Raw genomic sequence first — 23,297 nt, 5'->3', positions numbered from 1 at the left:
GGAGACACGGCCGACGACATCGAGGCCCGGGGCGGCGAAGCGGACGACACCCGCCTCGTCGTCGGCCTCAAGGCCTGGTTCTGATCAGGCCGCGAACCGCCCGCCCTTGGCCGCATAGGCCTGGGTGCCTTCGGTGAAGACCTCGTCGGTCGGCAGGATGGTCTCGATCGGAATCGCATCCGCCCCCTGCAGCCGCTCATAGATCGGGCCGAAGTCCTTCAGCGTCTCGCCCTTCAGCGCCTCGATGCTGTCGATGACGAAATAGACCTGCTGGAAGTCGTCGATCCGGTACAGGGTCTTCATCACCCGCTCCAGGTCGAAGCCCAGCCGGTTCGGCGACGGGTCCTCGATGGCGAACACGCTCTCGGTCGCCGAGGAGACGATGCCCGCCCCGTAGATGCGCAGGCCGCCGGTGTCCTGCATCAGGCCGAATTCGACCGTGTACCAGTACAGGCGCGCCAGATTGGGCAGCATGCCCAGCGAGGCGGCCCGCTGCCCGCCCTTGCCGTAGGCTTCCATATAGGCGGCGAAGTCCGGGTCGGTCAGCATCGGCACATGGCCGAACACGTCGTGGAAGATGTCCGGCTCCTGCAGGTAGTCCAGCTGGTCCGGCTTGCGGATGAACTGGCCCGAGGGGAAGCGACGGTTGGCCAGGTGGTCGAAGAAGACCTCGTCCGGCACCAGACCCGGCACGCACACCACCGTCCAGCCGGTCAGGGCCTGCAGCTTGGGGTTCATCAGCGAGAAGTCGGGAATGCCGCCGGTGTTCAGATCCAGCGCCTTCAGCCCCTTGAAGAAGACGTCGGCGGCGCGGCCGGGCAGGATCTTCATCTGCCGGGCGTACAGGGTGTCCCAGGTCTTGTGCTCGGTCTCGGTATAGGCGCGCCAGTCCTGCGGAATCGTCCAGTCTTCGGCCGCGCCCGCGGGCGGCTTGTCGAAGACGTGCTCGAAATCGGACATGACGGTGCTCCTGCATCCGGGCTCTGGCGGCCCCTTGCGGACAATCTAGAACCCGGCGCGGGCGCGCGCCAGCAGTGTCAGTGGATCGCCTGCTCGCGCGGCGCGTGCCGGCCACGGGCGTCGACGGTGAAGTACCGCTCCTCCGCATCCCGGGTCAGCATCGACAGCTCGGGGTCGTGCTCCAGCGAATCCTCGGACGCATAGGCCATGAAGCCGCCGTCGGCCCCCAGGGCCAGCACCTGGTAGAAGGGCTGGTCCGGCGAGATCGCGCCGGTCGCGCCGGGCTGCCCCGCGAAGACGGGATCCACGTCGATCACCACGCCGCGAAATCCCGCGGAACGATGCCGGACGATCTGGCCGAGGCCGAAGCGGGCTGAGACGGGATGGGTCATGCCGCCACGGTTACGCTCCCGAACCTGAGCAGGATCATGTGACCGCCGTTCATTTTCGCGACAGACACGCTTGGCGCGGACGAGTTTCGCGGTCTAGGCTGTCCGGGACGGGCGCCGTTCCGGACCGCCCACCTTGAAAGATTCGGCCATGCCGGAGACCGAAGGCGCGTCCTCGCGCCGCCGGTCCCAGCCCCGTCTATCCGACGGAGAGCGCGCCCGCGGCGGCGCGCCCGCCGGACCGGGGGCGTCAGGTCGCGACGCGCCGCTCTACGGCGCCCTCGATCTGGGGACCAACAACTGTCGTCTGCTGATCGCCCGCGCGGCGAAGGACGGCTTCCGCGTCGTCGATTCGTTCAGCCGCATCGTCCGCCTCGGCGAAGGCCTGTCGCGCACCGGCCGGCTGGACGACGCGGCCATGGAGCGGGCCTATGAGGCCCTCATGCTGTGCGGCGAGCGGGTCGCCAAGCGCGGGATCGACCCCTCGCGCCTCATGGCCGTGGCCACCCAGGCCTGCCGCCAGGCCGAGAACGGCGCCGCCTTCATCGAACGGGTGCGGCAGGGCACGGGCCTGAAGCTGCGCATCATCGACCCGGCCGAAGAGGCCCGCCTGGCCGTCCAGGGCTGCCTGAACCTGTTCGATCCCAGCGCCGAGGCCATTCTGGTCGTCGATGTCGGCGGCGGTTCGACCGAGCTCAGCTGGCTGCGCCGCAACGGCTCGGGCTTCGTGCTGGAAGGCTGGATTTCGGCCCCCATCGGCGTCGTCACCCTGGCCGAGCGCCACCCCGAACCGATCGGCGGCGATCTGAACCCCTGGTACGAAGCCATGGTGGCCGACATGGGCGCCGCCATCGCCGACACGCCGGTCGATCCGGCCCTGCGCGACGTCTTCGTCCAGGGCCGCGCCCATCTGGTCGGCACCTCGGGCGCCATCACCAGCCTGGCGGGCATCCACCTGGGCCTGCCCCGCTACCAGCGCAATCTGGTCGACGGCCTGTGGATGACGCGCGGCGACTGCGAGGCGGCGGCCGAACGGCTGAAGGCGCTCGGGCCCGAGGGTCGGGCGGCGGAATCCTGCATCGGCCCGGACCGCGCCGACCTGGTCCTGGCCGGCGCCGCCATCATGGAAGCCGTGCAGCGCGCCTGGCCGTCAGAGCGCGTGCGCGTCGCCGACCGCGGCCTGCGCGAAGGCCTGCTGCTCCAGCGCATGCGCGAGGACCGCAAGCCTCCCCGCCGCAAACGCCGGCGCGGACGCGGTCGCGGCGGAAGCGGTGGAGAGCAAACCTCGGCACGTTGAGAAGTGGCTAGTCTTTGATGACCTCGTCTAGATCCAGGCCAGCGTCGCTCGCCGCCTTCATGAACCGGATCCCGCAAAGCATTATGCCAGCTTGCGCGCGCTCGGCGTTTTGCTGAGCATCCGAGACTGCCGATGGGCGGACATTGCCATCAAGCACCTTCGCCATTGAGTCAAAGGCCGACATCTTGGCTAGATAGGCGTTGGAACAGGTCTCGATTGCCTCCTTAAACCCATCCCGATGACGCGCGGGAATGGTATCTGGAACATCGATGCGGCTGACCTCCAAACCTTCACTCGCGCAGACTGTTTTGGCCTGTTGCACCAAGGGATAGAGCACATAGGGGCTCGGGTTTCGAGCGCCGGCTGCGTCCGACACCGCCTTCGACGCGGCATCGCATCCCGCGACAGTGGAGTTGATGCGGTTCCAGAGTCCCGTGGCGGCCTCAGTCATGGCGGGTTTCAGTCGTGCTTCCGCCGCCGCTTCGGCGTCATCTCGCGCCTTCTTTTCCGCTGCTTGAACTGTCTCGCGCTCTGCCTTCTCTCGCGCCTCATCCGCGGCGCGAACCGCAACCTCTTCTGGTGTCGGCGGCGGAAGTATCATGCCGCCAATGATGGTCACGACGAAGGATGCTCCCAACAAAAGGAGCCCCCGCTTCCGCGAGCCTAGATGAAGCCGCTTGAGTGGCTTCACCATCACCACGATCGAAAGCACGAACATCGCGAACGCGGCCAGCACAATCAGACCGCCCAAAAATTCTCGCATCAGCTTCCCCCGTGTATTTCAACACGGATACCGTGAAATGCCTGATCCTTGAATACCCAGGGTCACATTTGCAGTCGCGCTCAGCCCCCGGCCACCTGAACCGGCAGGGTCACGTCGCAGACCGAGAAGTCGGCGCCGCGCGCCGCGCGGGCCTCGGTCACCAGGGTGCGGAAGCGCTCGGAGCCGGTGGCCAGCACCTGCACCGTCGGCCGCTCGGCGGCGGGGATGTCGGCGGCCACGCGCACGCGGGTCATGCGGTCCGGCTGGACCGAGGCCATCATGCCGTTCTCGCCGTCCCCGACCTGCAGCGACCGGACCACGTCCAGCCCCGACACCGTCACGCCCCAGATGGTGTAGCGCTTGTCCAGCGCCGGATAGGCCTGGCGCATGATGAAGAACTGGCTGTTGGCGGTGTCGTTGCCCTCGTCGCGGGCCATGCCGACCACGCCCGGGCAGTACAGGCCCCAGCCGTGCACCTTGCCGTCGCCGGTCTGGGCGAAGGCGGCGTCGGGCTGGGTCTGGACCGGCAGGGCGCCGAGGAAGCCGACCCGCGCGCCGGCGGGCTCGGCCACGGCGGCGAACGGCATGGCCGGGTCGCGGCGGAAGGTGAACTCGGCCTTCAGGTCGGGATAGGCGCTCTGGCCCTCGCCGCTGCCCAGCGGGTCGCCCGTCTGGGCCATGAACCAGTCGATCACCCGGTGCCACAGCAGGCCGTCGAAGAAGCCGTTGTGCGCCAGCAGGCGGATGCGCTCGACATGCAGGGGCGCGATCTGCGGAGTCAGCTCGACCAGGATGCGGCCCTTGGTCGTGTCGATGACCAGCAGGTTCTCGGGCGCGACGGCGCGCCAGTCATTCTCGGCGATCGTGGTCTGCGGCGTGGGCGCCGGGGGCGGAGGCGGCGGGCCGCCCGCGTCCTGGGCCAGGGCGGCCCCCGCGCACAGGGCCGCCACGGCGGCCACAACGAGCGATCTTGCGAGCGTCAGTCTCATGGTCCCCTCCCCTTGCGTCCGGCTCAGCCGCCGGTGACTTCGGCCGGCGGCTGCACATCACAGACGGTGAAGCGATCGCCCAGTGCGGTGCGGGCTTCGGCGATCCGGGCGGCGAAGGCCGGGCCGGCCGAGACCATGACCCGCGCGGTGGGCCGCTGCCCCGCCGGCAGGGCCGCCGCGGTCCGCACCCGCGTCATGACGTCGGGATCGGTCACCCGGCCGTTCTCGGCGCGCACGCCGGGCTTCAGCGCCTTGACCGCGTCCAGTCCGGCCAGCACCCGGCCGAAGGGCGTATAGGTCCCGTTCAGGGACGCGTTGGGGCCGGTCATAATGTAGAATTGGCTGTTGGCGCTGTTCGGATCGTTGGCGCGGGCCATGCCCACGACGCCGGGGCAGAACAGGCCGATGGCCGCGACCTTGAAGTCGGCGGTGACCATCATCTGGGCGTCCGGCTGGGTCTCGACGGGCATGGAGCCCATCAGCCCCATCTGGGCGCTGCCGCTATTGCCCGGCCCGGTGGCGGCGAAGCCGTCGGCGCGGCCCCGCCGGAACGAGAACTCACCGGGCACGTCGGGCAGTTCGCTGCTGCCCTCGCCGGTGCCCAGGGGATCGCCGGTCTGGGCCATGAAGCCCTCGATCACCCGGTGGAATTTCAGTCCGTCATAGAAGCCGCGGTCGGCCAGGGTGCGCACCCGTTCGACCGACTGGGGCGCCACGCGCGGATCCAGTTCGATCACGATCCGCCCCTTGGCGGTGTCGATGATCAGCAGGTTTTCCGGCGCGATCGTGCGCCACTCCGCGGCGGGCGCCGCCGTCTGCGACAGGGCCGCCGGGGCGGTCGCGCCGGTCAGGAGGGCGGCCGACACGGCCGCCGCGAGCATCGTCTTGGTACGCATTCTAGTCCTTGACCCTGTCCAGCACCTGTGCCGCGACGGCCGGGCTGACGAAACTTCCGATATCCCCGCCCAGTCGGGCGATTTCCTTGACCAGCCGCGAGGCGATCGCCTGATGCCGCGGGTCGGCCATCAGGAAGACGGTCTCGATGTCGGCATTGAGGCGCTGGTTCATCGCGGTCATCTGGAATTCGTATTCAAAGTCGGCGACGGCGCGCAGGCCGCGCACGATCACCGTCGCGTCCAGCTCTTCGGCGAAATGCATCAGCAGGCTGGAGAAGGGCCGAACCTCGACCTTGTCGCCGAACTTCACCACCTCGGCCCGGACCATCTCGACCCGTTCGGCGGTCGAGAACAGCGGGCCCTTGTCGTCGTTCTGGGCGACGCCGATGACCAGCCGATCGACCAGCTTCACCGCCCGGCCGATGATGTCCATATGCCCGTTGGTGATCGGGTCGAACGTGCCCGGATACAGGCCTATGCGCATCGAAGTCCTCCCCGACTTTGGTCCGGTTTAGCAGGTGCGAAACCGACGGCCTAGATCGCCTGCGGCGCGTTCGACGCCCATGCGGCCTGAAGCCGGTCGATCAGCGCCGGATCCACGTCCAGGGACCGCGCGTCGATGTTTCCGACCGGACAGGCGGGCGTGGCGCTGTTGCAGATGAAGGCCTGCCGGAACCCCGCCAGCGCGGTCCGGTCTATCGGCCGGATCTCGCTGTCCAGCCCGACGAGATCGAGCCCGTTCTCCAGCAGCGCCTGCCCCGTCCCGCGCAGCATCGGCGCCCGGGGCCAGACGATGCGCCCGTCCTCGACAAAGCCGATGTTCCAGATCGTTCCTTCCGACACCAGGCCGTCCGGCCCGACGAACAGCGCGTCGTCGAAACTCGCCGCCTTCGCCGCCCGTCGCGCCCGCGTCAGGCCGAAGGTGCCGTTGTGCTTCAGCTCCGGCGCTTCGCGGGCATAGTCCTGCGTCTGCAATCTCAGCGGATCGCACAGCGCGTTCGCCGGATCGGACACGACGGTCAGCACGCTCGGCTCGCCCATGGCGTCGGGCATGCGCAGGGTGACGGTCTCCAGGAACAGCTGAACCCGCAGGCTGCGCCGTCCCTCCTGTCCCGCCAGCGCCGCCCGCATCCGCTCGCGCAGCCTCGCCTCGGACACGGCCACGCCGAACAACGTCAGCGCCTCGTGCTCCAGCCGGTCCAGATGCAGGTCCAGCCCGCGCACGGCGCCGTCCTCGACCTGCATCGAGGTGAAGGCGCCGTAGTTCGACATCAGCACGGGAGCCAGCGCCTCGACGCTGGCCGGTTCGCCGTCGATCCGGAACAGATTCATGAGGTCCGCTCATCCCGGCGAAAGCCGGGACCCAGTGTTTTGGATGATCGGTTCAACCGAAGCTTCCTCCCTTTCGGTCCCCTTCGACGGCGTTTCCACGAAAGGACTGGGTCCCGGCTTTCGCCGGGATGAGCGGAAAGAGAAAACTCAGCCCTCGCCGCCCTCGATCTCGCCGCCTTCGCCCTCGATCACATCGTCATCAGCGCCGCCGCCGGAGTCCGGCAGGCGTTCGACCGAGACGACCTTCTCGCCGTCGGCGGTCTTGAAGATGGTGACGCCCTGGCTCGAGCGGCTGACGATGCGGACCTGCTCCATCGGCGTGCGGATCATCTGCCCGCCCGAGGTGACCATCAGCAGGTCGTCGCTCTCCTCGACCGGGAAGGACGCCGCCAGGCGCGTGCCCGCGCGGCCGCCCAGGCCGTGCGCCGTCAGCCCCTGCCCGCCGCGCCCCGTGCGGCGATACTCATAGGCCGAGGAGCGCTTGCCGAAGCCGGTCTCGGTGACGGTCAGGATGAACTGCTCGGCGGCGCCCAGTTCGGCGATCCGCTCGACGCTCAGCACGGCCTCGCCGACCGCTTCATCGTCGGCCTCGACCGCCGGAGCCTCGTCCTCGCCGTCGGCGCCGGCCAGCGCCTTGCGCATGGCGTTGGCGTGCTTGACGTAGGCGGCGCGCTCTTCCGGCGTGGCGTCCACGCGGCCCAGCACGGCCATGGAGATGACCTCGTCCCCGGCCTGCAGGCGCACGCCCCGGACGCCGGTCGAGTCCCGGCCCTTGAACACGCGCACGTCGTCGGCCTTGAAGCGGATCGCCCGGCCCAGGGCCGTCGTCAGCATGACGTCGTCCTCTGCGGTGCACAGGGCCACGCCGACCATCCGGTCGCCGTCTTCCAGCTTCATCGCGATCTTGCCCGCGCGGTTCACCGTGGCGAAGTCCGACAGCTTGTTGCGGCGCACGTCGCCCGAGCTGGTGGCGAACATGATGTCGTATTCGCCCCACTCCGCCTCGTTCTCGGGCAGGGGCAGCACGTTCATGATGCTGTCGCCCGGCTCGATCGGCAGCAGGTTGACGAACGCCTTGCCGCGCGACTGCGGATTGCCCAGCGGCAGGCGCCAGGTCTTCAGCTTGTAGGCCTTGCCGTTGGTGGCGAAGAACAGCACCGGCGTGTGGGTCGAGGCCGAGAACACGCCGACGACGGCGTCGTCCTCCTTCATCGCCACGCCCGAGCGGCCCTTGCCGCCGCGATGCTGGGTCCGATAGGCGTTCAGCGCCACCCGCTTGACGTAGCCGCCGTGGGTGACCGTCACGACCATGTCCTCGCGCGGGATCAGGTCCTCGTCCTCCATCTCGCCGTCGCCTTCCCCGATCAGGGTGCGGCGCGGCACGGCGAACTCGTCCTTCACGGCGATCAGGTCGGCGCGGATCACGGCCAGGATGTTGGCGCGGTCCGACAGCAGGGTCAGGTGCTCCTGGATCGTCTCGGCCAGGGCGCGGGCCTCGGCGAAGATGTCGTCACGCCCCAGGCCGGTCAGGCGGCTCAGGGTCAGCGACAGGATGGCCCGGGCCTGTTCGTCGGTCAGGTTCAGCTTGTCGCCGTCGACCAGCATCGAGCGCGGGTCGGCGATCAGCTCGACCAGGGCGATCATGTCGCCCACCGGCCAGGACTTGGCCTGCAGACGCTCGCGCGCCTCGGTCGGATCGGCCGACGAGCGGATGATGTGGATGACCTCGTCGATATTGGCCACGGCCACGGCCAGACCGACCAGCACGTGGCCGCGGTCGCGGGCCTTGGCCAGTTCGTACTTGGTGCGGCGGACGACCACCTCTTCGCGGAAGTCCAGGAAGATCTGCAGCAGGTCGCGCAGGCCCATCTGCTCGGGACGGCCGTGGTTCAGGGCCAGCATGTTGACGCCGAACGACGACTGCATGGCGGTGAAGCGCCACAGCTGGTTCAGCACCACATCGCCCGAGGCGTCGCGCTTCAGCTCGATGACCATGCGCATGCCGTCGCGGTCGGACTCGTCGCGGATGTCGGCGATGCCCTCGATGCGCTTCTCGCGCACCAGTTCGACGATGCGCTCGATCAGGGTCTGCTTGTTCACCTGGAACGGCAGCTCGGTGACCACGATGGCTTCGCGGTCCTTGCGGATCGTCTCGATCGAGGCCTTGCCGCGCACGATGACCGAGCCGCGGCCGTCGCGCAGGGCGTTGCGGGGCGCGGTGCGGCCCATGATCTCGCCGCCGGTCGGGAAGTCGGGACCGGGCACGATGTCCAGCAGGGCGTCGTCGCTGATGTTGGCGTCGTCCAGCAGCGCCACCGCCGCCTCGACCACTTCGCCCAGGTTATGCGGCGGGATGTTGGTGGCCATGCCGACGGCGATGCCGCCCGCGCCGTTGACCAGCAGGTTCGGGATCCGGCTCGGCAGGACGACCGGCTCCAGCTCCTTCTCGTCGTAGTTCGGCTGGAAATCGACGGTGTCCTTGTCGATGTCGGCCAGCAGCGCCACGGCGGCCGGGGCCATCTTGGCCTCGGTGTATCGCATCGAGGCGGGCATATCGCCGTCGACCGAGCCGAAATTGCCCTGGCCGTCGACCAGCATCAGACCCATCGAGAACGGCTGGGCCATGCGCACCAGCGCCATGTAGACCGAGGCGTCGCCGTGCGGGTGGAAGCGGCCCAGCACGTCGCCGACCACGCGGGCGCACTTGGAGTACGACTTCTCGGGCGACATCTTCAGGTCGTGCATCGAGTACAGGATGCGGCGGTGCACGGGCTTCAGCCCGTCGCGCGCGTCCGGCAGCGCCCGGCTCACGATCACGCTCATGGCGTAGTCGAGATACGAGCGGCGCAGCTCGTCTTCGATGGTGATGGTGGAGATGTCGCCGCCCGCCGGGGCTGCGGCGTTTTCGTAGGTGTCGTCGGTCAAGGAAATCAGGCTTTAAATGGCCGGAATCGGAACGTGATCCGCTATCCGGTTTTCTAGCATCCAGGGTCTCCTTAAGCAAAAGGATCGCCCCGGTTTCCGGCTTGTACACAGGGATTTTCGACCATGCGCCAGCGCCTCCTCGCCGCCCTCATCGCCACACCCCTGCTCGTGGGCGCCGCCGGGGCCCTGGCCCAGACGGCGGCCCCCGCCCCCGCGCCCGCGCCCGCCCCCCCGCCCCAACCCGTCGTGACCGCCGCGCTGAAGGCCGCCGACGGCTCCGACGCCGGAACGGTGACCGGCTATGAAGGTCCCATGGGGATGATCTTCCGGGTCGAGGGCAAGGGCTGGCCGGCCGGCTGGCACGCCGTCCACCTGCACGCCGTCGGGACCTGCGAAACCCCGGCCTTCACCTCGGCCGGCGGCCACGTGAACCACGCGGAGGGCGCCCGCCCCCATGGCCTGCTGAACAAGGCCGGCGGACCGGACCTGGGCGACCTGCAGAACATCCACGCCAACGCCGACGGAACCGCCAACGCCGACGTCTACCTGGCCTGGGAAGGGCTCGACGCCCATGAGGAGAACTATGTCGATGGCGACGGCCTGTCGTTCGTCGTCCACGCCAACCCGGACGACTACGTCAGCCAGCCGATCGGCGGCGCCGGCCCTCGCATCGCCTGCGGCGTGTTCCAGCCCGCCTCCTGATCCATCGGGGTTGATATCGCAGGGCTATTTCGCGCATCGTCGCGCGATGGCCCTGCTGCTCGGCGATCCCGCCCCGACCTTCTCGACCCAAGGCGTCAGCAATCCGCGCTACGTCTTCGACACCGCCGCGGGCCGTTACCTGCTGCTCGCCATCGTTCCCGCGGGACCGGCGGTCGAGCGGGCGACGGCGCTGGTGGAGGCCCGTCGCGCGGCCTTCGACGACCTGCACGCCAGCGCCTTCATTCTGATCGTGGGCCCGGATGAGGCCCGCGCCGTCCGGCAGGACAGCCTGCCCGGCCGCCGCTTCCTGTTCGACGAGGCAGGCGAGGCCGCCGCCCTGTACGGCGCCCAGGACGCCGAGCGGTGGGTCCTGATCGATCCGGCCCTGCACGTCATGGGCATGGTCGGGGCGGAGGCGGCCGAGGCGCTGCTCGACCGCGTCGCCGCCCTGCCCCCGCCGAACCGTCACGGCGGCTTCTCCGGCACGGCCCCCGTCCTGGTCGCCCCCCGCATCTTCGAGCCCGGCTTCTGCGAACAGCTGATCGCCCTGTATCGCCAGACCGGCGGCGAACCCTCGGGCTTCATGCGCGAGATCGACGGCGTCACCACCCTGATGATGAACGACCAGCACAAGCGCCGCTCGGACGTCCTGGTCGAGGAGGACGCCCTGCAGAAGCAGGTCGTGGCGCGCCTGAACCGCCGCCTGATCCCGCAGATCGAAAAGGCCTTCAGCTTCAAGCCGACCCGGATCGAACGCTATCTGGTCGCCCGCTACGACGCAGAGACCGGCGGCTTCTTCCGCCCCCACCGCGACAACACCACCCGGGGCACGGCCCACCGTCGGTTCGCGGTCTCGATCAACCTGAACGGCGACTACGACGGCGGCGACCTGCGCTTCCCCGAGTTCGGCGACCGCACCTACCGCCCGCCCCCCGGCGGCGCCTGCGTCTTCTCCTGCTCGATCCTGCACGAGGCGACGCCGGTCACCCGCGGCGAACGCTTCGCCTTCCTGCCCTTCCTCTACGACGAGGCGGCGGCAAAGGTGCGTGAAGAGAACCTGAAGTATCTGGACCCGGCGCTGACGGCCTAGCGCCCGTCTTCTCGCGCGAGGTCAGACGGCCCGCAGCTCGGGCTTTGCGGACTCTTTCAACAAGTCGAACGGCTTGCGATGAACCACGGACACGCCCGTTCCGGGTTTGAGCGCGGTCACGGTGATCGTCGCGGACAATTGGGCGGCCAGCGCTTGGACGATCGCGGTGCCGAGGCCGGCTTTCGCATCGTCCGGGGAGGCGGGCATGCCGATCCCGTCATCGCAGACGGATAGAGCCCACCCCTCGTGTTCCGAGTGGTAATCCACGGTCACCACGCCGGCGCGCCCGACCGGGAAGGCGTGCTTCAACGCATTGATGACCAGTTCGGTCACGATGAGGCCCAGGCTGACGGAGACCTCGCCGGTCGTGGCGCTGCCGTCGCCATCGACCTGGATGGACACCAGATCATGATCCTCGATCATGGAGGCGCCAATGCTTTGACAGAGCTGAGTCAGATACGGTTTCAGCACCACATCGCTGATGCTCGAGGCCGCCAATTGGCGTTGGATCGCGGCCACCGACATCACCCGATGGTGCGCATCACGCAGGTGAATGCGGCTCTCCTCGGAGCCGACCTTCTTCGCGTTCTGAAGCAGCACGCTCGCGATGATCTGCAGGCTGTTGGCGACGCGGTGCTGGATCTCCTGAAGCAGGACGTCCTTGTCGCGGATGAGATCGCTCTTCAGCTTCTCGGCGGCCTTGGCTTCAGTGGCGTCGACGATAGTCAGCATGATGCGGACGGACGGCCCCTCGGTGAACTCCAGTCGCTGAGCCGCGAGGATGAGGCTTCGGCGCGGCTGATGCGCTTCGCTCCAGTCCAGTTCATAGGCGTCGACAAGGGCGTCGCCGGACCCGACCGCGGAGAGCAGCGAACGCAGCCGGGGCAGATCCCACTCCCCGGCTCCCAGCGAGAACAGGGATCGACCCCGAACCGCGCCGGATGCGTAGCCGAACGACCTCATGAATGAATCGCTCGCGGCGATGACGTCCGAGTTTCCATCGAGCAGCAGCAAGGGCGCCTGCGATGCATTGATCACGGCGAGCGCCAGGGAGGAGCCCAGGTCAGGAGAAAGAGGCGGAGCAGGAGCCATATCGGCCCTTCCCGGCAGAAAAGGCTCGCGAAGCGAAAGCCCAATCTTCAGCCATTCGGAAACGTCGCCGAAGCCCTGACTGTAACAGGAACGCGGCGGTCTGGATACGCGCGCCCTGCGTTCGTCTTTGACGGGGCTTCCGTCGGAACACGTCCCCTTGCGAGGGCGGTTCAGCGATTGACGGCCAAATATACTACAATATATTGTACAACATATTTCATTATGGATCGACCATGTTCTCTCGGCTTTGTGCTTGCCTGTTGGCCGCCGCTACGCTGTGTCCCGCGCCGGTCCTCGCCCAGACCGTGGCCCGGTCCCTGGATTCCGAGGCGCAGCGGCAGGTCGTTTCCCGCCTCGAGACGGCGCTGCGCGAAAACTACGTCTTCCCCGACCGCATCCCGGCCATCGCCGCCGAACTGGATCGACGGGTTCAGTCCACCCCCGTCGGCGGCGAACAGTTCGCCGAAAGCCTCGCCCAGGGGTTGGTCAAGGCGAGCGACGATCTCCACTTCTCGGTCGCGTTCGATCCGGATGAGGTCGCCGCGAACAGGCGGGCGAAGACCGAGGGCGAGACGACCACCCAGGCGCAGCGCGATGGCGAGCGGGCGGCCAATTTCGGCTTCCGGGACGCCCGGCGGCTGGATGGAGGCCTAGCCTATGTCCGGTTCGATTTCTTCGCTGATCCGCAATACGCCCAGGACATCGCCGCCGGAGCCATGCGGTTCGCCGAAGGCGCCGACGGGCTCATCATCGATCTCCGCTACAACAACGGCGGCGTCCTTGAGATGGCGCAGTTCCTGATGAGCTACCTCTATCCAGCGGGCAAGGAACAGAAATTCTTCGACTATTTCTACAACGAGAACGGGGCGCGCGTGCAGCGCAGCCAGTGGAGCCTGGCCGCCGTGCCCGGGAGCCGGTCGGCGACCATCCCGGTCGTGGTGCTGACCGGATCGACCTCCTTCTCCTCCGCCGAATGGATGGCGTTCTCGCTGCAGAAGCTCGGCCGCGCGACTCTCATCGGTGAACAGACCGCCGGCGGCGCGCACCCCGTCACCCGCGTGCCCATCGACGACCGGTTCATGCTGCAGGTGCCGTTCGGTCAGATCCATGACCCGGTCAACGGGCAGGATTTCGAGGGCGTCGGCGTCACTCCCGATATCGCCGTAGCGGCCTCGGACGCCCTTCTGACCGCGCAGCGATTCCTGCTGAAAAGCCGGGCGGAAGCGGGCGACGCCGAGGCCCGGTGGGCCCTGCCCCCGGTCGAGTTCGCCCTCTCCGGCGAACCCGTGAGCCCGTCGGACCTGGATGAGGCGGCCGGAACCTATGAAGGCCGCGCGCTCGTCCGCACCGCGACCGGCCTGGCCTACCACTGGCGCGAGCGCTTCGTTCTGGCTCTCGATCCGATCGGAAAGGATCTGTTTGCGGTCCAGGGAACGGATGACTACCGGTTCCGTCTGGTTCGCGAGAATGGTCGCGTGATCGGCCTGGAGCGGCTGTTTAAGTCCGGCGAAACGGCCGCCTATCGCCGCCTGGATTAAGGAGCTGTCGGGCGAATGATCGAGTTGAACCGCACCTTCCTGGGCCGCCTCAGCGAACAGTTGAGCGAACTGATCGAGCAGCAGTCGGCCGAGGTTTTCGAGCGGGCCGGCCTTGTCATTCCAGTCAAGTCTTCGTCCCTGATGGGCGCCATCGCGACGCTCGGCCCGGTCTCTGTCGCCGACCTCGTGCGCGCCCTGAACCGTTCGCACCAGCTCATCCAGCAGAAGATGCCCAAGCTGCTGAAGCTGGGACTGGTCAGCCGCCGGCCCGATCCCGACGACCAGCGCGTCGTCCTGATCGAGCTGACGGACAAGGGCCGCGAACAGCTGGCCCTGCTCGACAGTCTGGATGCGGAGTTCGAACGCGCCTACGCCGAAATGGAGAAAGACGCCGGCCCGGTGTTCGACGCGATCAGCCGCGCCATCGCCTCGCTCAAGGCCCGCCCCCTGATCGACCGCATGGTCGTCTGACGGGATAAGGAAATCGGCCCTTACGACCAACTCTGACGCATCGGCCCGCTAGGCTTCGCGGCCTTGGGTCTTTGACAATCAAGCACCGCAGCTCGGGTTGAGCCCCGCGCACCATCCCCCGTCACAAGCGAATTTGTGCACAAGTGCACTCCATTTTTTCCGAGTGCACATGTCCGCCCCCGACCATGCCGGAGGTTCGGGATGACCGCCTCAGTCCGCCCGGAACTGCAGCTCCGCCAGCCGCGCATACAGGCCGCCCTTGGCGATCAGGGCGGCGTGCGTCCCCTCTTCGACCACCTTGCCGTCCTCCATCACCACGATGCGGTCGGCGCGCAGCACGGTGGCCAGGCGGTGGGCGATGACGATGGTCGTGCGGTCCTCCATGGCCTGATCCAGCGCCGTCTGCACCAGCCGCTCGTTCTCGGCGTCCAGCGCCGAGGTCGCCTCGTCCAGCAGCAGGATCGGCGCCTCGCGGACCAGGGCCCGGGCGATGGCCAGCCGCTGCCGCTGCCCGCCCGACAGGCTCTTGCCGCGCTCGCCCAGGGGCGTGTCGAATTGCTCGGGCAGGGCCTCGATGAAGCCCAGCGCCTGCGCCTTCCCGGCGGCCGCGCGGACCTCGTCCTCGCTCGCCGCTTCCCGCCCGAAGCGGATGTTTTCACTGGCGGAACCGGAGAACAGCGGCGCCTCCTGCGAGACCCAGGCGAAGCGGTCGCGCACGACCACCGGATCGGCCTCGCGCACGTCCACCCCGTCCACCGACACCACCCCGCCTTGCGGATCGTAGAAGCGCAGCAGCAGGCGGAAGACGGTCGACTTGCCCGCTCCCGACGGCCCGACCAGGGCCACGGTCTCGCCGGGCCGCACGGTCAGGCTGAAGCCCTTCAGCGCCGGCAGGTCGGGCCGCCCCGGGTAGGCGAATTGCACCGCCGACATCGACACCTCGCCGACCGGCGGCTCCGGCAGGGCGATGGGCCGTTCCGGCGCGGCGATGGCGGTCTGGGCCCGCATCAGCTCGTCGATCCGCTCCATGGCCCCGGCGGCCTTCTGCACGTCGCCCCAGCTCTCGCCCAGGGCGCCCACGGCCCCAGCCGCGAAGACGGACAGCAGCACGAACTGCAGCAGCGCCCCCGGGCTCATCCGCCCGGCGATCACGTCCTGCGCGCCCAGCCACAGCACCAGGGTCACGCCGCCGAACATCACGACGATGATCATGGCCGTCATCAGGGCCCGCGCCCGCATGCGCACCAGCGACGAGTTGAAGGCGTCCTCGACCGCCGCGCCGAACCGGGAGACCGCGCTGGCGACGCGCCCGAAGGCCTGCACCGTCTCGATGGCGTCCACGCTCTCGCCGGCGAAGCCGACCGCATTGGCGAACCGGTCCTGGGTGGCCACGGTCAGTTTGCGCACCCGGCGCCCGAACAGGAAGATCGGCCCCAGCAGCAGCGGCACCACCAGCAGCACCAGCCCGGTCAGCTTGGGGCTGACCACGAACAGCAGGACGGTCCCGCCCACCAGGGTCAGGAAGTTGCGCAGGGCGAACGACACCGAGGTCGTCATCAGGGTCTCGACCAGGGCGATGTCCGTCGTCAGGCGGCTCAGCACCTCCCCGGTCCGGATCTTGGCGTAGAAGGCCGGGTCCAGCGTCAGGATGCGGTCGAACAGCCCCTTGCGCAGGTCGGCCACGACGCGCTCGCCGGTCTTGGTCACGTAGAAATAGCGCACCGCCGTGGCGACGCCGAGGAACAGGGCGTTGGCGCCCAGCATCAGGAACCACAGGTTCAGCCCGGCCCCGCCGTTCTCGAACCCATGGTCGATGGCCCCGCGCGCCGCCGCCGTCAGGCTCAGCGAGGTCGCCGTCGACACGATCAGCCAGAAGGCCGCCATCGCCAGATGGCCCTTGTGGCGCAAGGCGTAGGGCAGCAGCCGGGCCAGCGGACGGATGTCGCGGCGCTTCTCGCGACGGTCGCCCGCCTCGGCCATCTGCTCGGCCAGAACCGCGCCGGCGCCCGGCCGTCCGCGAAGGTCAGGGGCGTCGGTGATCGGTGCGGAGGTTTCGGTCATGGCCGCGCCTCTTGCCCCGGAACGCCCCCCGGTGTAAACGCCGCCGCTCATTCCCGCCGCCTAGCGTGGCGGGTTTCTCATTTTACGCGCACAGACGGTCGGCATCGTCACCGCGCAGAGACCGGACGACGACCATGAAGGCGGACACGCACCCCGACTACCACTTCATCACCGTGGTGATGACGGACGGCACCAGCTACCAGACCCGTTCGACCTACGGGAAAGAGGGCGCGACCCTGAACCTGGACATCGATCCGTCGACCCACCCGGCCTGGACCGGCGGCAACCAGCACATGCTGGACCGCGGCGGTCGCGTGTCGCGCTTCAACAACAAGTTCGCCGGCTTCATCAAGAAGTAAGCCGCTTCCGGTCTGGCTTTCCAGCCACACCGCAGGTGCAAGACGACAAGAAGGCGTCGGTCCCGGGACCGGCGCCTTTCTGTTTGGCCGGAACGCCGATAATGTCGTCCGCGTTGGGCTTTCGGGGCGTGGGCGTTGGGTCCGTGCGACGGAACGGACGAAGAGCGACGTGATGAATCGAAGGCAACTGGGTCTGGGCGCGGCGGTTTCGGCGCTGGCGTCCTCGTTCGGCGCGAGCGCGCTGGCGCAGACCCGTGATCCGGGCGCCGTCGCCTTCTACGACAGCTTCAACGATCAGCTGGCCCGCCTGCCCGCCACCCTCCAGCCCGACGTGCGCGCCTTCTACGAGCTGAACGGCTGGCGTCCGGTGTGGACCGCCGACCGCCTGCGCGCCCTGCAAACCGCCGCCGCCCGCGCCGAACGCCACGGCCTGTCGCAGTCCGACTTCTTCGATTTCACCGCCCTGGCCGCCGACCGCGACGCCGCGGAGATGAAGACCACCGCCGCGGCCATGACCTACGCCCGCGTCCTCGCCGAGGGCCGCGTCCGCCCCGAGGCGGTCGAGGACCTGTGGGAGATGCAGAAGAACCGCGTCGACCTGCCCGCCGGGCTGAATGACGCGCTCGCAACCAACCGCCTGCTCGACTGGTTCGAGGGGCTGGCCCCCACCGACATCGGCTACTCCAACCTGTCGGCAGGCTATGTCCGCTACCGCCGCCTGATCCGCGACAACGGCGGCTGGCCTGCATTCCGCGTCGGCGCGAACATCGAGCCGGGCGGCAGCGACCCGCGCATCCCGATCATCGTCCAGCGCCTGGTGGCCGAGGGCGACCTCTCGGCCGCCGACGGCGCCCGCATCGCGGCCATGGGCCCGGTCTATGGCCCCGACCTGGAAGCCGGCATGCGCAGCTTCCAGACCCGTCACGGCCTCGTCGCCGACGGCCGCATCGGCACGGGCAGCCAGCGCTCGCTCTCGGCCTCGGCCGAGGATCGCGCCCGCCAGATCGCCCTCAACCTGGAACGCCGCCGCTGGCTCAAGCGCGAGGTCAATCCCGAGCGTATCGAGGTCAACACCGCCGCCGCCATCATGGTCTACTGGAAGGACGGCCGTCCGGTGCACTCCAACCGCGTCGTCTGCGGTTCGCCCAGCAACCAGACGCCCAGCCTGGAGAAGCCGTTCGCCTCGGTCGTGGCCAATCCGCCCTGGTACGTGCCGGCTTCGATCGCCCGCAACGAGATCCTGCCGCGCGGCCCCGGCTATCTGGCCAGCCAGAACATGTACGTCCAGAACGGCACGGTCATCCAGCGCGCCGGCCCGACGGCCGCGCTCGGCTATGTGAAGTTCGAGCTGCGCGACAGCTACGCCATCTTCCTGCACGACACCCCGTCCAAGGCGGCCTTCAACCTGGCCATGCGCCAGCGCAGCCACGGCTGCGTGCGGGTCCAGAACGCGGTCGACTTCGCCCGCCTGCTGCTGTCGCCCGATCCAGTCCTGCTGGCCCAGTTCGACACAGCCCAGGACACGCGCGAGACCAAGCGCATCCAGACGGGCCGCGAGATCGGCGTGCGCCTGCTCTACTGGACCGCCTTCGTCGACGGCCAGGGCCGCGTCGCCTTCCGCGAGGATGTCTACGAACGGGACGCCAAGCTGGCCGACGCCCTCGGCATCGGCGTCAGCCTGCCCAAGCCGGTGGACGACGGCCGCGGCCGCGACGCCAACGACGTCGGACCTTAAAGCTTCAGGGGATCGTCCGCACGTCGATCTGGATCGCGGCGCAGCTGCCCGCGACGATGTCGACTCGCTGCGGACGCCCCGGGGCGACATGGCCGCCCCTCGTCCGGTTGATGCCGCTCTCGTCGCGGCACGTGACGACGAAGCTGTGGTCCGGGACGCGGGCGGCCTTCAGCACCCGCCTGCGGGGCGCCACCTCGCCCTTCCAGGAGAAGGCGCCCGCATCGACCGTCTCGACCGACAGGGTCAGCGGCGCCGTGCTCCGGTTCTCGATGATGATCAGCGAGCGCTCGCTCACGATCCAGGCGGTCGCCAGACCGGCCACGATCAGGGCCGCCACGCCCAGGGCGATCAGCAGCCGCGGGCCGCGCTTCATTGCCGGAACGCCGCCGCCAGCCGGTCCAGTTGGCTCTGCACCGGGTTGATCGCCTCTTCCTCGGGCGCGTCCAGGTACATCTTGCGGTCCAGGTGCACGACGCGGTCGTACAGCCGCTCGGAGCGCACCAGGTATTCGACCAGGGCGATGGGCAGTTCGCCGTGGGTCGGCTCGGTCTCGACCTTGCGCTCGGTCAGGCGGTAGCGGGGCTCGCAGGCGGCCAGGGCGCTCATGTCCCCTTCCCGCACGGCCCGCTGCACCAGCAGCCACGAGGCGATCTGCATCAGCCGGGTGGTCAGCTTCATGCTCTCGCCCGCATAGGCCAGGGCGGCGGCGCGCGACAGCAGCTTGGATTCCCGCCGTCCGTCCCCGTCCAGATAGGCGGCGGTCTCCTCGACCAGCTCCATCCCCTCGCGGAAGGTGCGGTCGAACAGCTCCGAGCGCGCGAAATCGTCCACCACCGCTTCGCGGCTGCGGCCCGAAGGCGTCAGAAGGGTGGTGTCGTCGGTGGACATAAACTCAACCAGGCTCATGGAGTGCAGGCATCCGTATCATGGCCGGCACGGTTGCGCGCGGTCGGACAGCCGACTGCAACGCCTGTGCCATACCCGTAACGGGGGAAAACCCTCAGCTGCGGAAATTGAACAACGCATCCGCGGCGTTACGTTGCGAGGACTTGCCGTCGATGGCCGCCTGCGAACGGGCGATCTCCGCCTCCAGCGCGGCGATCCGCTCCTTCAGGTCCTCGACGGAATAGCCGTCCAGGTCTTCCCGGGTCAGAGCGATCAGGGGGGCGCCGCGCGCCGGGCGTGGCTCAAGATCCTCGAACACTGCCGCCTCCTTCGTGGCCATCAGGGACGTAACCCCCTATCTGAACGCCCGGACACGGACGATTGCAAGGACGGGAACAGCGGATGCGGGTGATCGAAATCGCGGGCGGAGCCGGTCCGGCCGAGGCCCTGACCCTGTCCAAACGGCCCGATCCGGTCGCCGGGCCCGGCCAGATCCGCATTCGGGTGCGCGCCGCCGGGGTGAATCGTCCCGATCTGCTCCAGCGCAACGGCCTGTACCCGCCGCCGCCCGGCGCGCCCGATCTCCTGGGGCTGGAGGTCGCGGGCGAGGTGGATCAGGTCGGTCCCGGCGCGGGACGCTGGGCCGTCGGCGACCGCGTCTGCGCTCTTCTGGGCGGCGGGGGCTACGCCGAATACGCCGTGGTCGACGCCCGCCACGCCCTGCCCGTCCCGGAGGGTCTCGATTTCGTCCAGGCCGCCGCCCTGCCCGAGACGGTCTGCACCGTCTTCGCCAATGTCTTCGAGGCCGGCGCGCTCAAGGCGGGCGAGACCCTGCTGATCCATGGCGCGACCAGCGGCATCGGCGTCACCGCCATCCAGATGGCCAAGGCGGCGGGCGCGACGGTCATCGCCACCTCGCGCGGCGCGGCCAAGGCGGAGGCCGCCCGGGCGCTGGGCGCGGACCTCAGCCTCGACGCCACGACCGGCGACATGGCCGAGGCCATCCGCGACTTCGGCGGCGTCGATGTGGTGCTGGACATGCTGGGCGCCGACTACGCCGAACTCAATCAGGCGGTGCTGAAGCCGTTCGGGCGCTGGGTCGTCATCGCCACCCTGACCGGCGCGGCGGCGCAGGTCGACCTGCTCAAGCTGATGATGAAGCGGATCGTGCTGACCGGTTCGACGCTGCGCGCCCGTCCGGCGGACGAGAAGGCGCGGCTGATCGCGGCGGTCGAGGCCGGGGCCTGGCCCTGGGTCGCCTCGGGCGCCCTGCGGCCGCCGGTCGAGGCGGTCTTCCCGCTCGAACAGGCGTCGGCCGCCCACCTCAGGCTTGAGGCGGGCGGCCACGTCGGCAAGGTCGTGCTGACGCTTTAGACGCTCCAGACTCGGCCGATGTCGCTCTAGCGGCGCACGGGACGCAGCGACGAGATGCTGTCGTTCATGGCCAGCAGCACCAGGTTCCGGATGTCGCCGCGAACAGTCTGGCAGCGGCCGCGGAAGTAGGCGTCCGAGCAGACCTCCCACTCGCCCTCGACCTGAACCGAGCTGATCTGGTCGTTGAAGCCGGTGCTGCCCAGGTTCGCCATCTCGCCGTCATAGCGCGTCGAGGCGCCGCGGAAGTTGGAGTCCTGGTAGACGGTGATCGACTGACGGCCCCAGCCGGGCCCGCCCCCGCCGTTCTCGTCCTCATACTGGCCGCGCCACGAGCCGCAGACCAGCAGGCCGTTGTCGTTGCGGATGTCCTCGCCGCGGCAGCGGCTCAGTTCGATCGACGACCGGCGGGTCTGATTGCTGCGCGAGCGGCAGCTGGCGTACAGGCGGTCGCGGCGGACGTCGGCGCCGCTGCAGCTGTTCTGATAGTCGCCGCGCGGAGGCTGGTTGGGGTTCCAGCCGCCGCCACCGCCGCCGCCCTGATCCTCGAACTGGCCGCGCCACGAGCCGCAGACCAGCAGGCCGTTGTCATTGCGGATTTCGTCGTTGCGGCAGCGGCTCAGCTCGATCGACGAGGTCCGGAAGCCGGGGCTGCGCGTGCGGCAATCGGCATACAGCCGGCCCCGCTCCACCCGCGTCCCGCCGCAGCTGCTCTGATAGTCGCCGCGCGGCGGTTGGTTGGGGTTCCAGCCCCCGCCGCCGCCGCCGCCGTTGTCGTCCTCGTAATCGCCCCGGTTCGGCCCGCACACCAGCAGGCCGTTGTCGTTGCGGATTTCATAGTCGCTACAGCGGTTCAGCTCGATCGAGGTGCCGCGGATCTGATTGTTGCGCGCGCGACAGTCCGCATACAGGCGTCCTCGGTTCGTATAGGCGCCGCTGCAACTATCGCGATAGTCGCCACGGGGCGCGGCCCGCTCCTGGCCTCCGCCGCCCATGGCCGCCATCTCCTGGCCGCCTCCCAACAGAACCGCCACGGCGGCGAGAGTCTGGATAAACATAGGTCCCTCCCATTGCTCAGCTGGACGCACAACGCGCCATTGCGGCCAATGTTCACAACGGAGATGAACCTTGGCTGTACAGTGGATCGGCAGTCGTTTCCTTTTCCACCGAATAGGCCTATATCCGTATCATCAGCGCCCGGCCGAAAGGTCGGGCGCCGTCGTATCCGGAACCCGCCGACCCCCGGTCTGGGCGGGTCAAATCAAGAAGCGAAGACGCCTATGACCGACATTCTGATGCCCAAGGCCACCGCGGTCTGGATGGTCGACAACACCTCGCTGACGTTCGAGCAGATCGCCGACTTCTGCGGCCTGCATCCGCTGGAAGTGCGCGGCATCGCCGACGGCGACGTGGCCCGCGACATCCGCGGCGTCGATCCCATCACCGGCGGCCAGCTGACCCGCGAGGAGCTGGACAAGGCCCAGGACAACCCCGACTACCGCATGAAGGCCGTGGTCAGCCGCCACGCCGAACTGATGAAGTCGGCCAGGCCGGCCCCGAAATACACTCCGGTCTCGCGCCGCCAGGACCGTCCGGACGCCATCGCCTGGTTCGTCCGCAATCACCCGGAAGTGACCGACGCGCAGATCTCCAAGCTGCTGGGCACGACCAAGGCCACCATCGAAAGCGTGCGCAACCGCACCCACTGGAACTCGGCCAACATCAAGCCGGTCGATCCGGTGACCCTGGGTCTCGTCGGCCAGCTGGCGCTGGACGACCTGGTCAAGAAGGCCGCCGACAAGAAGGCCCGGGACGACGCCAAGAAGGGCGGCGCCACCCTGCAGGCCGTCGACGCCCCGGTCGAACCGGTCGAGCCGGAGTTCGTCCCCGAGGAACGCGAGCGCCGCGGCGCCGAGCCGACCGCCGCGTCCGTCTTCGGCACCAAGAACTAGGACCCTTCCTCCCCTCGGGGATGAAAAACGGCCCCGGAGATCGCTCTCCGGGGCCGTCGTCGTTTCGGGAGGTCTGGACCGTTAGTGCGCCCGGGCCTCCAGACTGGTGATCTCTTCCTTCAATCGCAGCTTTTGCTGCTTCAGCTCCCTGACGTGAAGCGAGTCCGAGGCCGGGCTGCGGGTCTCGCGCTGGATGGTCTCATCCAGGCTGCGATGACGGTTTCCCAGTTCGCGGATACGAGCTTCGATGGTCATGGCTTGCGCCTCCATGTCTAAGGGACCACTAGAGTGAGCGCCCGGCTTGACCGCCTGTGGAATCACATTCCGGTGAGGCTGGCGGCCTTCCGGACGCGAGTACCCTGGAGCCCGAATTGGCCGAAGATGTGAACGGAGCCGCAGGAACCCCGCCGCGGCGTCTCGTTGTTGGAATTTCCGGAGCGTCCGGCGTGACTTACGGTGTCCGCGCCCTCGACGCCCTGCGCGAATTGGG

Annotated in this window: 24 protein-coding genes and 1 pseudogene; 10 read left to right on the top strand and 15 right to left on the bottom strand. The window is 68.7% G+C overall.

The window, feature by feature from the left end:
- Positions 1 to 84: 84 nt before the first annotated feature.
- Together phhA and hspQ are read right to left on the bottom strand one after the other, a co-directional pair.
- Entirely contained in the window at positions 85 to 960 is an 876-nt protein-coding gene (gene phhA, locus Q0C81_RS02530; RefSeq protein WP_291833044.1) for a phenylalanine 4-monooxygenase, read from the bottom strand.
- Positions 961 to 1,037: 77 nt separating this feature from the next.
- Positions 1,038 to 1,352, bottom strand: coding sequence for a heat shock protein HspQ (hspQ, locus tag Q0C81_RS02525; RefSeq protein WP_291833041.1), 315 nt, complete (start codon positions 1,350 to 1,352; stop codon positions 1,038 to 1,040).
- Between the two features lie 148 nt (positions 1,353 to 1,500).
- On the opposite strand from hspQ, the gene Q0C81_RS02520 reads away from it, so the two are divergent.
- Positions 1,501 to 2,646, top strand: a complete 1,146-nt coding sequence (locus Q0C81_RS02520) for a Ppx/GppA phosphatase family protein (protein WP_291833038.1) — start codon at positions 1,501 to 1,503, stop codon at positions 2,644 to 2,646.
- Between the two features lie 7 nt (positions 2,647 to 2,653).
- Here Q0C81_RS02520 and Q0C81_RS02515 read toward each other — a convergent pair whose 3' ends face one another.
- The 6 genes from Q0C81_RS02515 to gyrA all read right to left on the bottom strand — a co-directional run bounded on the left by Q0C81_RS02515 (position 2,654) and on the right by gyrA (position 9,551).
- A complete protein-coding gene (locus tag Q0C81_RS02515; RefSeq protein WP_291833034.1) occupies positions 2,654 to 3,409 on the bottom strand; it encodes a hypothetical protein in 756 nt (251 codons plus the stop codon).
- Between the two features lie 80 nt (positions 3,410 to 3,489).
- Positions 3,490 to 4,398: a peptidylprolyl isomerase gene (locus Q0C81_RS02510; protein WP_291833031.1), complete on the bottom strand. Its 909-nt coding sequence runs from the start codon at positions 4,396 to 4,398 to the stop codon at positions 3,490 to 3,492.
- Positions 4,399 to 4,421: 23 nt separating this feature from the next.
- Positions 4,422 to 5,294 (bottom strand): peptidylprolyl isomerase, encoded by an 873-nt coding sequence (locus tag Q0C81_RS02505; protein ID WP_291833029.1) that lies wholly within the window; start codon positions 5,292 to 5,294, stop codon positions 4,422 to 4,424.
- A gap of 1 nt (position 5,295) precedes the next feature.
- Positions 5,296 to 5,778, bottom strand: coding sequence for a pantetheine-phosphate adenylyltransferase (gene coaD / locus Q0C81_RS02500; protein WP_291833027.1), 483 nt, complete (start codon positions 5,776 to 5,778; stop codon positions 5,296 to 5,298).
- 50 nt (positions 5,779 to 5,828) lie between these two features.
- The gene (locus tag Q0C81_RS02495; protein ID WP_291833024.1) at positions 5,829 to 6,626 is read right to left on the bottom strand and encodes an aminotransferase class IV; all 798 of its coding nucleotides are present in this window, start codon (positions 6,624 to 6,626) and stop codon (positions 5,829 to 5,831) included.
- A gap of 147 nt (positions 6,627 to 6,773) precedes the next feature.
- Complete coding sequence (gyrA, locus tag Q0C81_RS02490; protein WP_291833021.1) at positions 6,774 to 9,551, bottom strand: DNA gyrase subunit A; 2,778 nt, start codon at positions 9,549 to 9,551, stop codon at positions 6,774 to 6,776.
- Positions 9,552 to 9,674: 123 nt separating this feature from the next.
- Between gyrA and Q0C81_RS02485 the strand changes: the two genes are divergently transcribed.
- Together Q0C81_RS02485 and Q0C81_RS02480 are read left to right on the top strand one after the other, a co-directional pair.
- A complete protein-coding gene (locus tag Q0C81_RS02485; RefSeq protein ID WP_291833019.1) occupies positions 9,675 to 10,253 on the top strand; it encodes a superoxide dismutase family protein in 579 nt (192 codons plus the stop codon).
- Between the two features lie 46 nt (positions 10,254 to 10,299).
- A complete protein-coding gene (locus Q0C81_RS02480) occupies positions 10,300 to 11,343 on the top strand; it encodes a 2OG-Fe(II) oxygenase (RefSeq protein ID WP_291833017.1) in 1,044 nt (347 codons plus the stop codon).
- A 21-nt stretch (positions 11,344 to 11,364) separates the two neighbouring features.
- On the opposite strand, the gene Q0C81_RS02475 is transcribed toward Q0C81_RS02480, so the two are convergent.
- A complete protein-coding gene (locus Q0C81_RS02475; protein WP_291833015.1) occupies positions 11,365 to 12,435 on the bottom strand; it encodes a sensor histidine kinase in 1,071 nt (356 codons plus the stop codon).
- A 233-nt stretch (positions 12,436 to 12,668) separates the two neighbouring features.
- On the opposite strand from Q0C81_RS02475, the gene Q0C81_RS02470 reads away from it, so the two are divergent.
- The gene (locus Q0C81_RS02470) at positions 12,669 to 13,973 is read left to right on the top strand and encodes a S41 family peptidase (RefSeq protein ID WP_291833013.1); all 1,305 of its coding nucleotides are present in this window, start codon (positions 12,669 to 12,671) and stop codon (positions 13,971 to 13,973) included.
- Between the two features lie 15 nt (positions 13,974 to 13,988).
- The gene (locus Q0C81_RS02465; protein WP_291833009.1) at positions 13,989 to 14,444 is read left to right on the top strand and encodes a MarR family transcriptional regulator; all 456 of its coding nucleotides are present in this window, start codon (positions 13,989 to 13,991) and stop codon (positions 14,442 to 14,444) included.
- A gap of 210 nt (positions 14,445 to 14,654) precedes the next feature.
- On the opposite strand, the gene Q0C81_RS02460 is transcribed toward Q0C81_RS02465, so the two are convergent.
- Positions 14,655 to 16,505: an ABC transporter transmembrane domain-containing protein gene (locus Q0C81_RS02460; RefSeq protein WP_291833005.1), complete on the bottom strand. Its 1,851-nt coding sequence runs from the start codon at positions 16,503 to 16,505 to the stop codon at positions 14,655 to 14,657.
- Between the two features lie 134 nt (positions 16,506 to 16,639).
- Between Q0C81_RS02460 and rpmE the strand changes: the two genes are divergently transcribed.
- Both rpmE and Q0C81_RS02450 read left to right on the top strand, forming a co-directional pair.
- A complete protein-coding gene (gene rpmE / locus Q0C81_RS02455; RefSeq protein WP_291833002.1) occupies positions 16,640 to 16,864 on the top strand; it encodes a 50S ribosomal protein L31 in 225 nt (74 codons plus the stop codon).
- Positions 16,865 to 17,036: 172 nt separating this feature from the next.
- Positions 17,037 to 18,599, top strand: a complete 1,563-nt coding sequence (locus Q0C81_RS02450; protein ID WP_291832998.1) for a L,D-transpeptidase family protein — start codon at positions 17,037 to 17,039, stop codon at positions 18,597 to 18,599.
- Between the two features lie 4 nt (positions 18,600 to 18,603).
- Here Q0C81_RS02450 and Q0C81_RS02445 read toward each other — a convergent pair whose 3' ends face one another.
- The 3 genes from Q0C81_RS02445 to Q0C81_RS02435 form a co-directional block, all read right to left on the bottom strand.
- The gene (locus Q0C81_RS02445) at positions 18,604 to 18,972 is read right to left on the bottom strand and encodes a hypothetical protein (protein ID WP_291832995.1); all 369 of its coding nucleotides are present in this window, start codon (positions 18,970 to 18,972) and stop codon (positions 18,604 to 18,606) included.
- Positions 18,969 to 19,487, bottom strand: coding sequence for a DUF1465 family protein (locus Q0C81_RS02440; protein ID WP_291833047.1), 519 nt, complete (start codon positions 19,485 to 19,487; stop codon positions 18,969 to 18,971). The genes Q0C81_RS02445 and Q0C81_RS02440 overlap by 4 nt, the downstream gene beginning before the upstream one ends.
- A 112-nt stretch (positions 19,488 to 19,599) precedes the next feature.
- The gene (locus Q0C81_RS02435; RefSeq protein ID WP_291832992.1) at positions 19,600 to 19,824 is read right to left on the bottom strand and encodes a DUF1192 domain-containing protein; all 225 of its coding nucleotides are present in this window, start codon (positions 19,822 to 19,824) and stop codon (positions 19,600 to 19,602) included.
- A 62-nt stretch (positions 19,825 to 19,886) separates the two neighbouring features.
- Between Q0C81_RS02435 and Q0C81_RS02430 the strand changes: the two genes are divergently transcribed.
- Positions 19,887 to 20,858, top strand: coding sequence for an NAD(P)H-quinone oxidoreductase (locus tag Q0C81_RS02430; protein ID WP_291832991.1), 972 nt, complete (start codon positions 19,887 to 19,889; stop codon positions 20,856 to 20,858).
- A 26-nt stretch (positions 20,859 to 20,884) separates the two neighbouring features.
- On the opposite strand, the gene Q0C81_RS02425 is transcribed toward Q0C81_RS02430, so the two are convergent.
- A complete protein-coding gene (locus Q0C81_RS02425; RefSeq protein WP_291832988.1) occupies positions 20,885 to 21,913 on the bottom strand; it encodes a beta/gamma crystallin-related protein in 1,029 nt (342 codons plus the stop codon).
- 222 nt (positions 21,914 to 22,135) lie between these two features.
- Between Q0C81_RS02425 and Q0C81_RS02420 the strand changes: the two genes are divergently transcribed.
- Positions 22,136 to 22,807 carry a DUF1013 domain-containing protein gene (locus tag Q0C81_RS02420; RefSeq protein ID WP_291832985.1) on the top strand — a complete coding sequence of 224 codons (672 nt, stop codon included), beginning with the start codon at positions 22,136 to 22,138 and terminating at the stop codon, positions 22,805 to 22,807.
- Between the two features lie 81 nt (positions 22,808 to 22,888).
- Here Q0C81_RS02420 and Q0C81_RS02415 read toward each other — a convergent pair whose 3' ends face one another.
- Positions 22,889 to 23,062 carry a DUF465 domain-containing protein gene (locus tag Q0C81_RS02415; protein ID WP_291832982.1) on the bottom strand — a complete coding sequence of 58 codons (174 nt, stop codon included), beginning with the start codon at positions 23,060 to 23,062 and terminating at the stop codon, positions 22,889 to 22,891.
- A 128-nt stretch (positions 23,063 to 23,190) separates the two neighbouring features.
- Between Q0C81_RS02415 and Q0C81_RS02410 the strand changes: the two are divergent.
- A pseudogene (locus Q0C81_RS02410) lies at positions 23,191 to 23,297 on the top strand (3-octaprenyl-4-hydroxybenzoate carboxy-lyase); the annotation flags it as partial.

Origin of the sequence: Brevundimonas sp. (assembly GCF_023259385.1) — a bacterium.
In the GTDB taxonomy this organism is placed as follows: domain Bacteria; phylum Pseudomonadota; class Alphaproteobacteria; order Caulobacterales; family Caulobacteraceae; genus Brevundimonas.
This window is presented reverse-complemented; position numbering and strand designations above follow the sequence as displayed.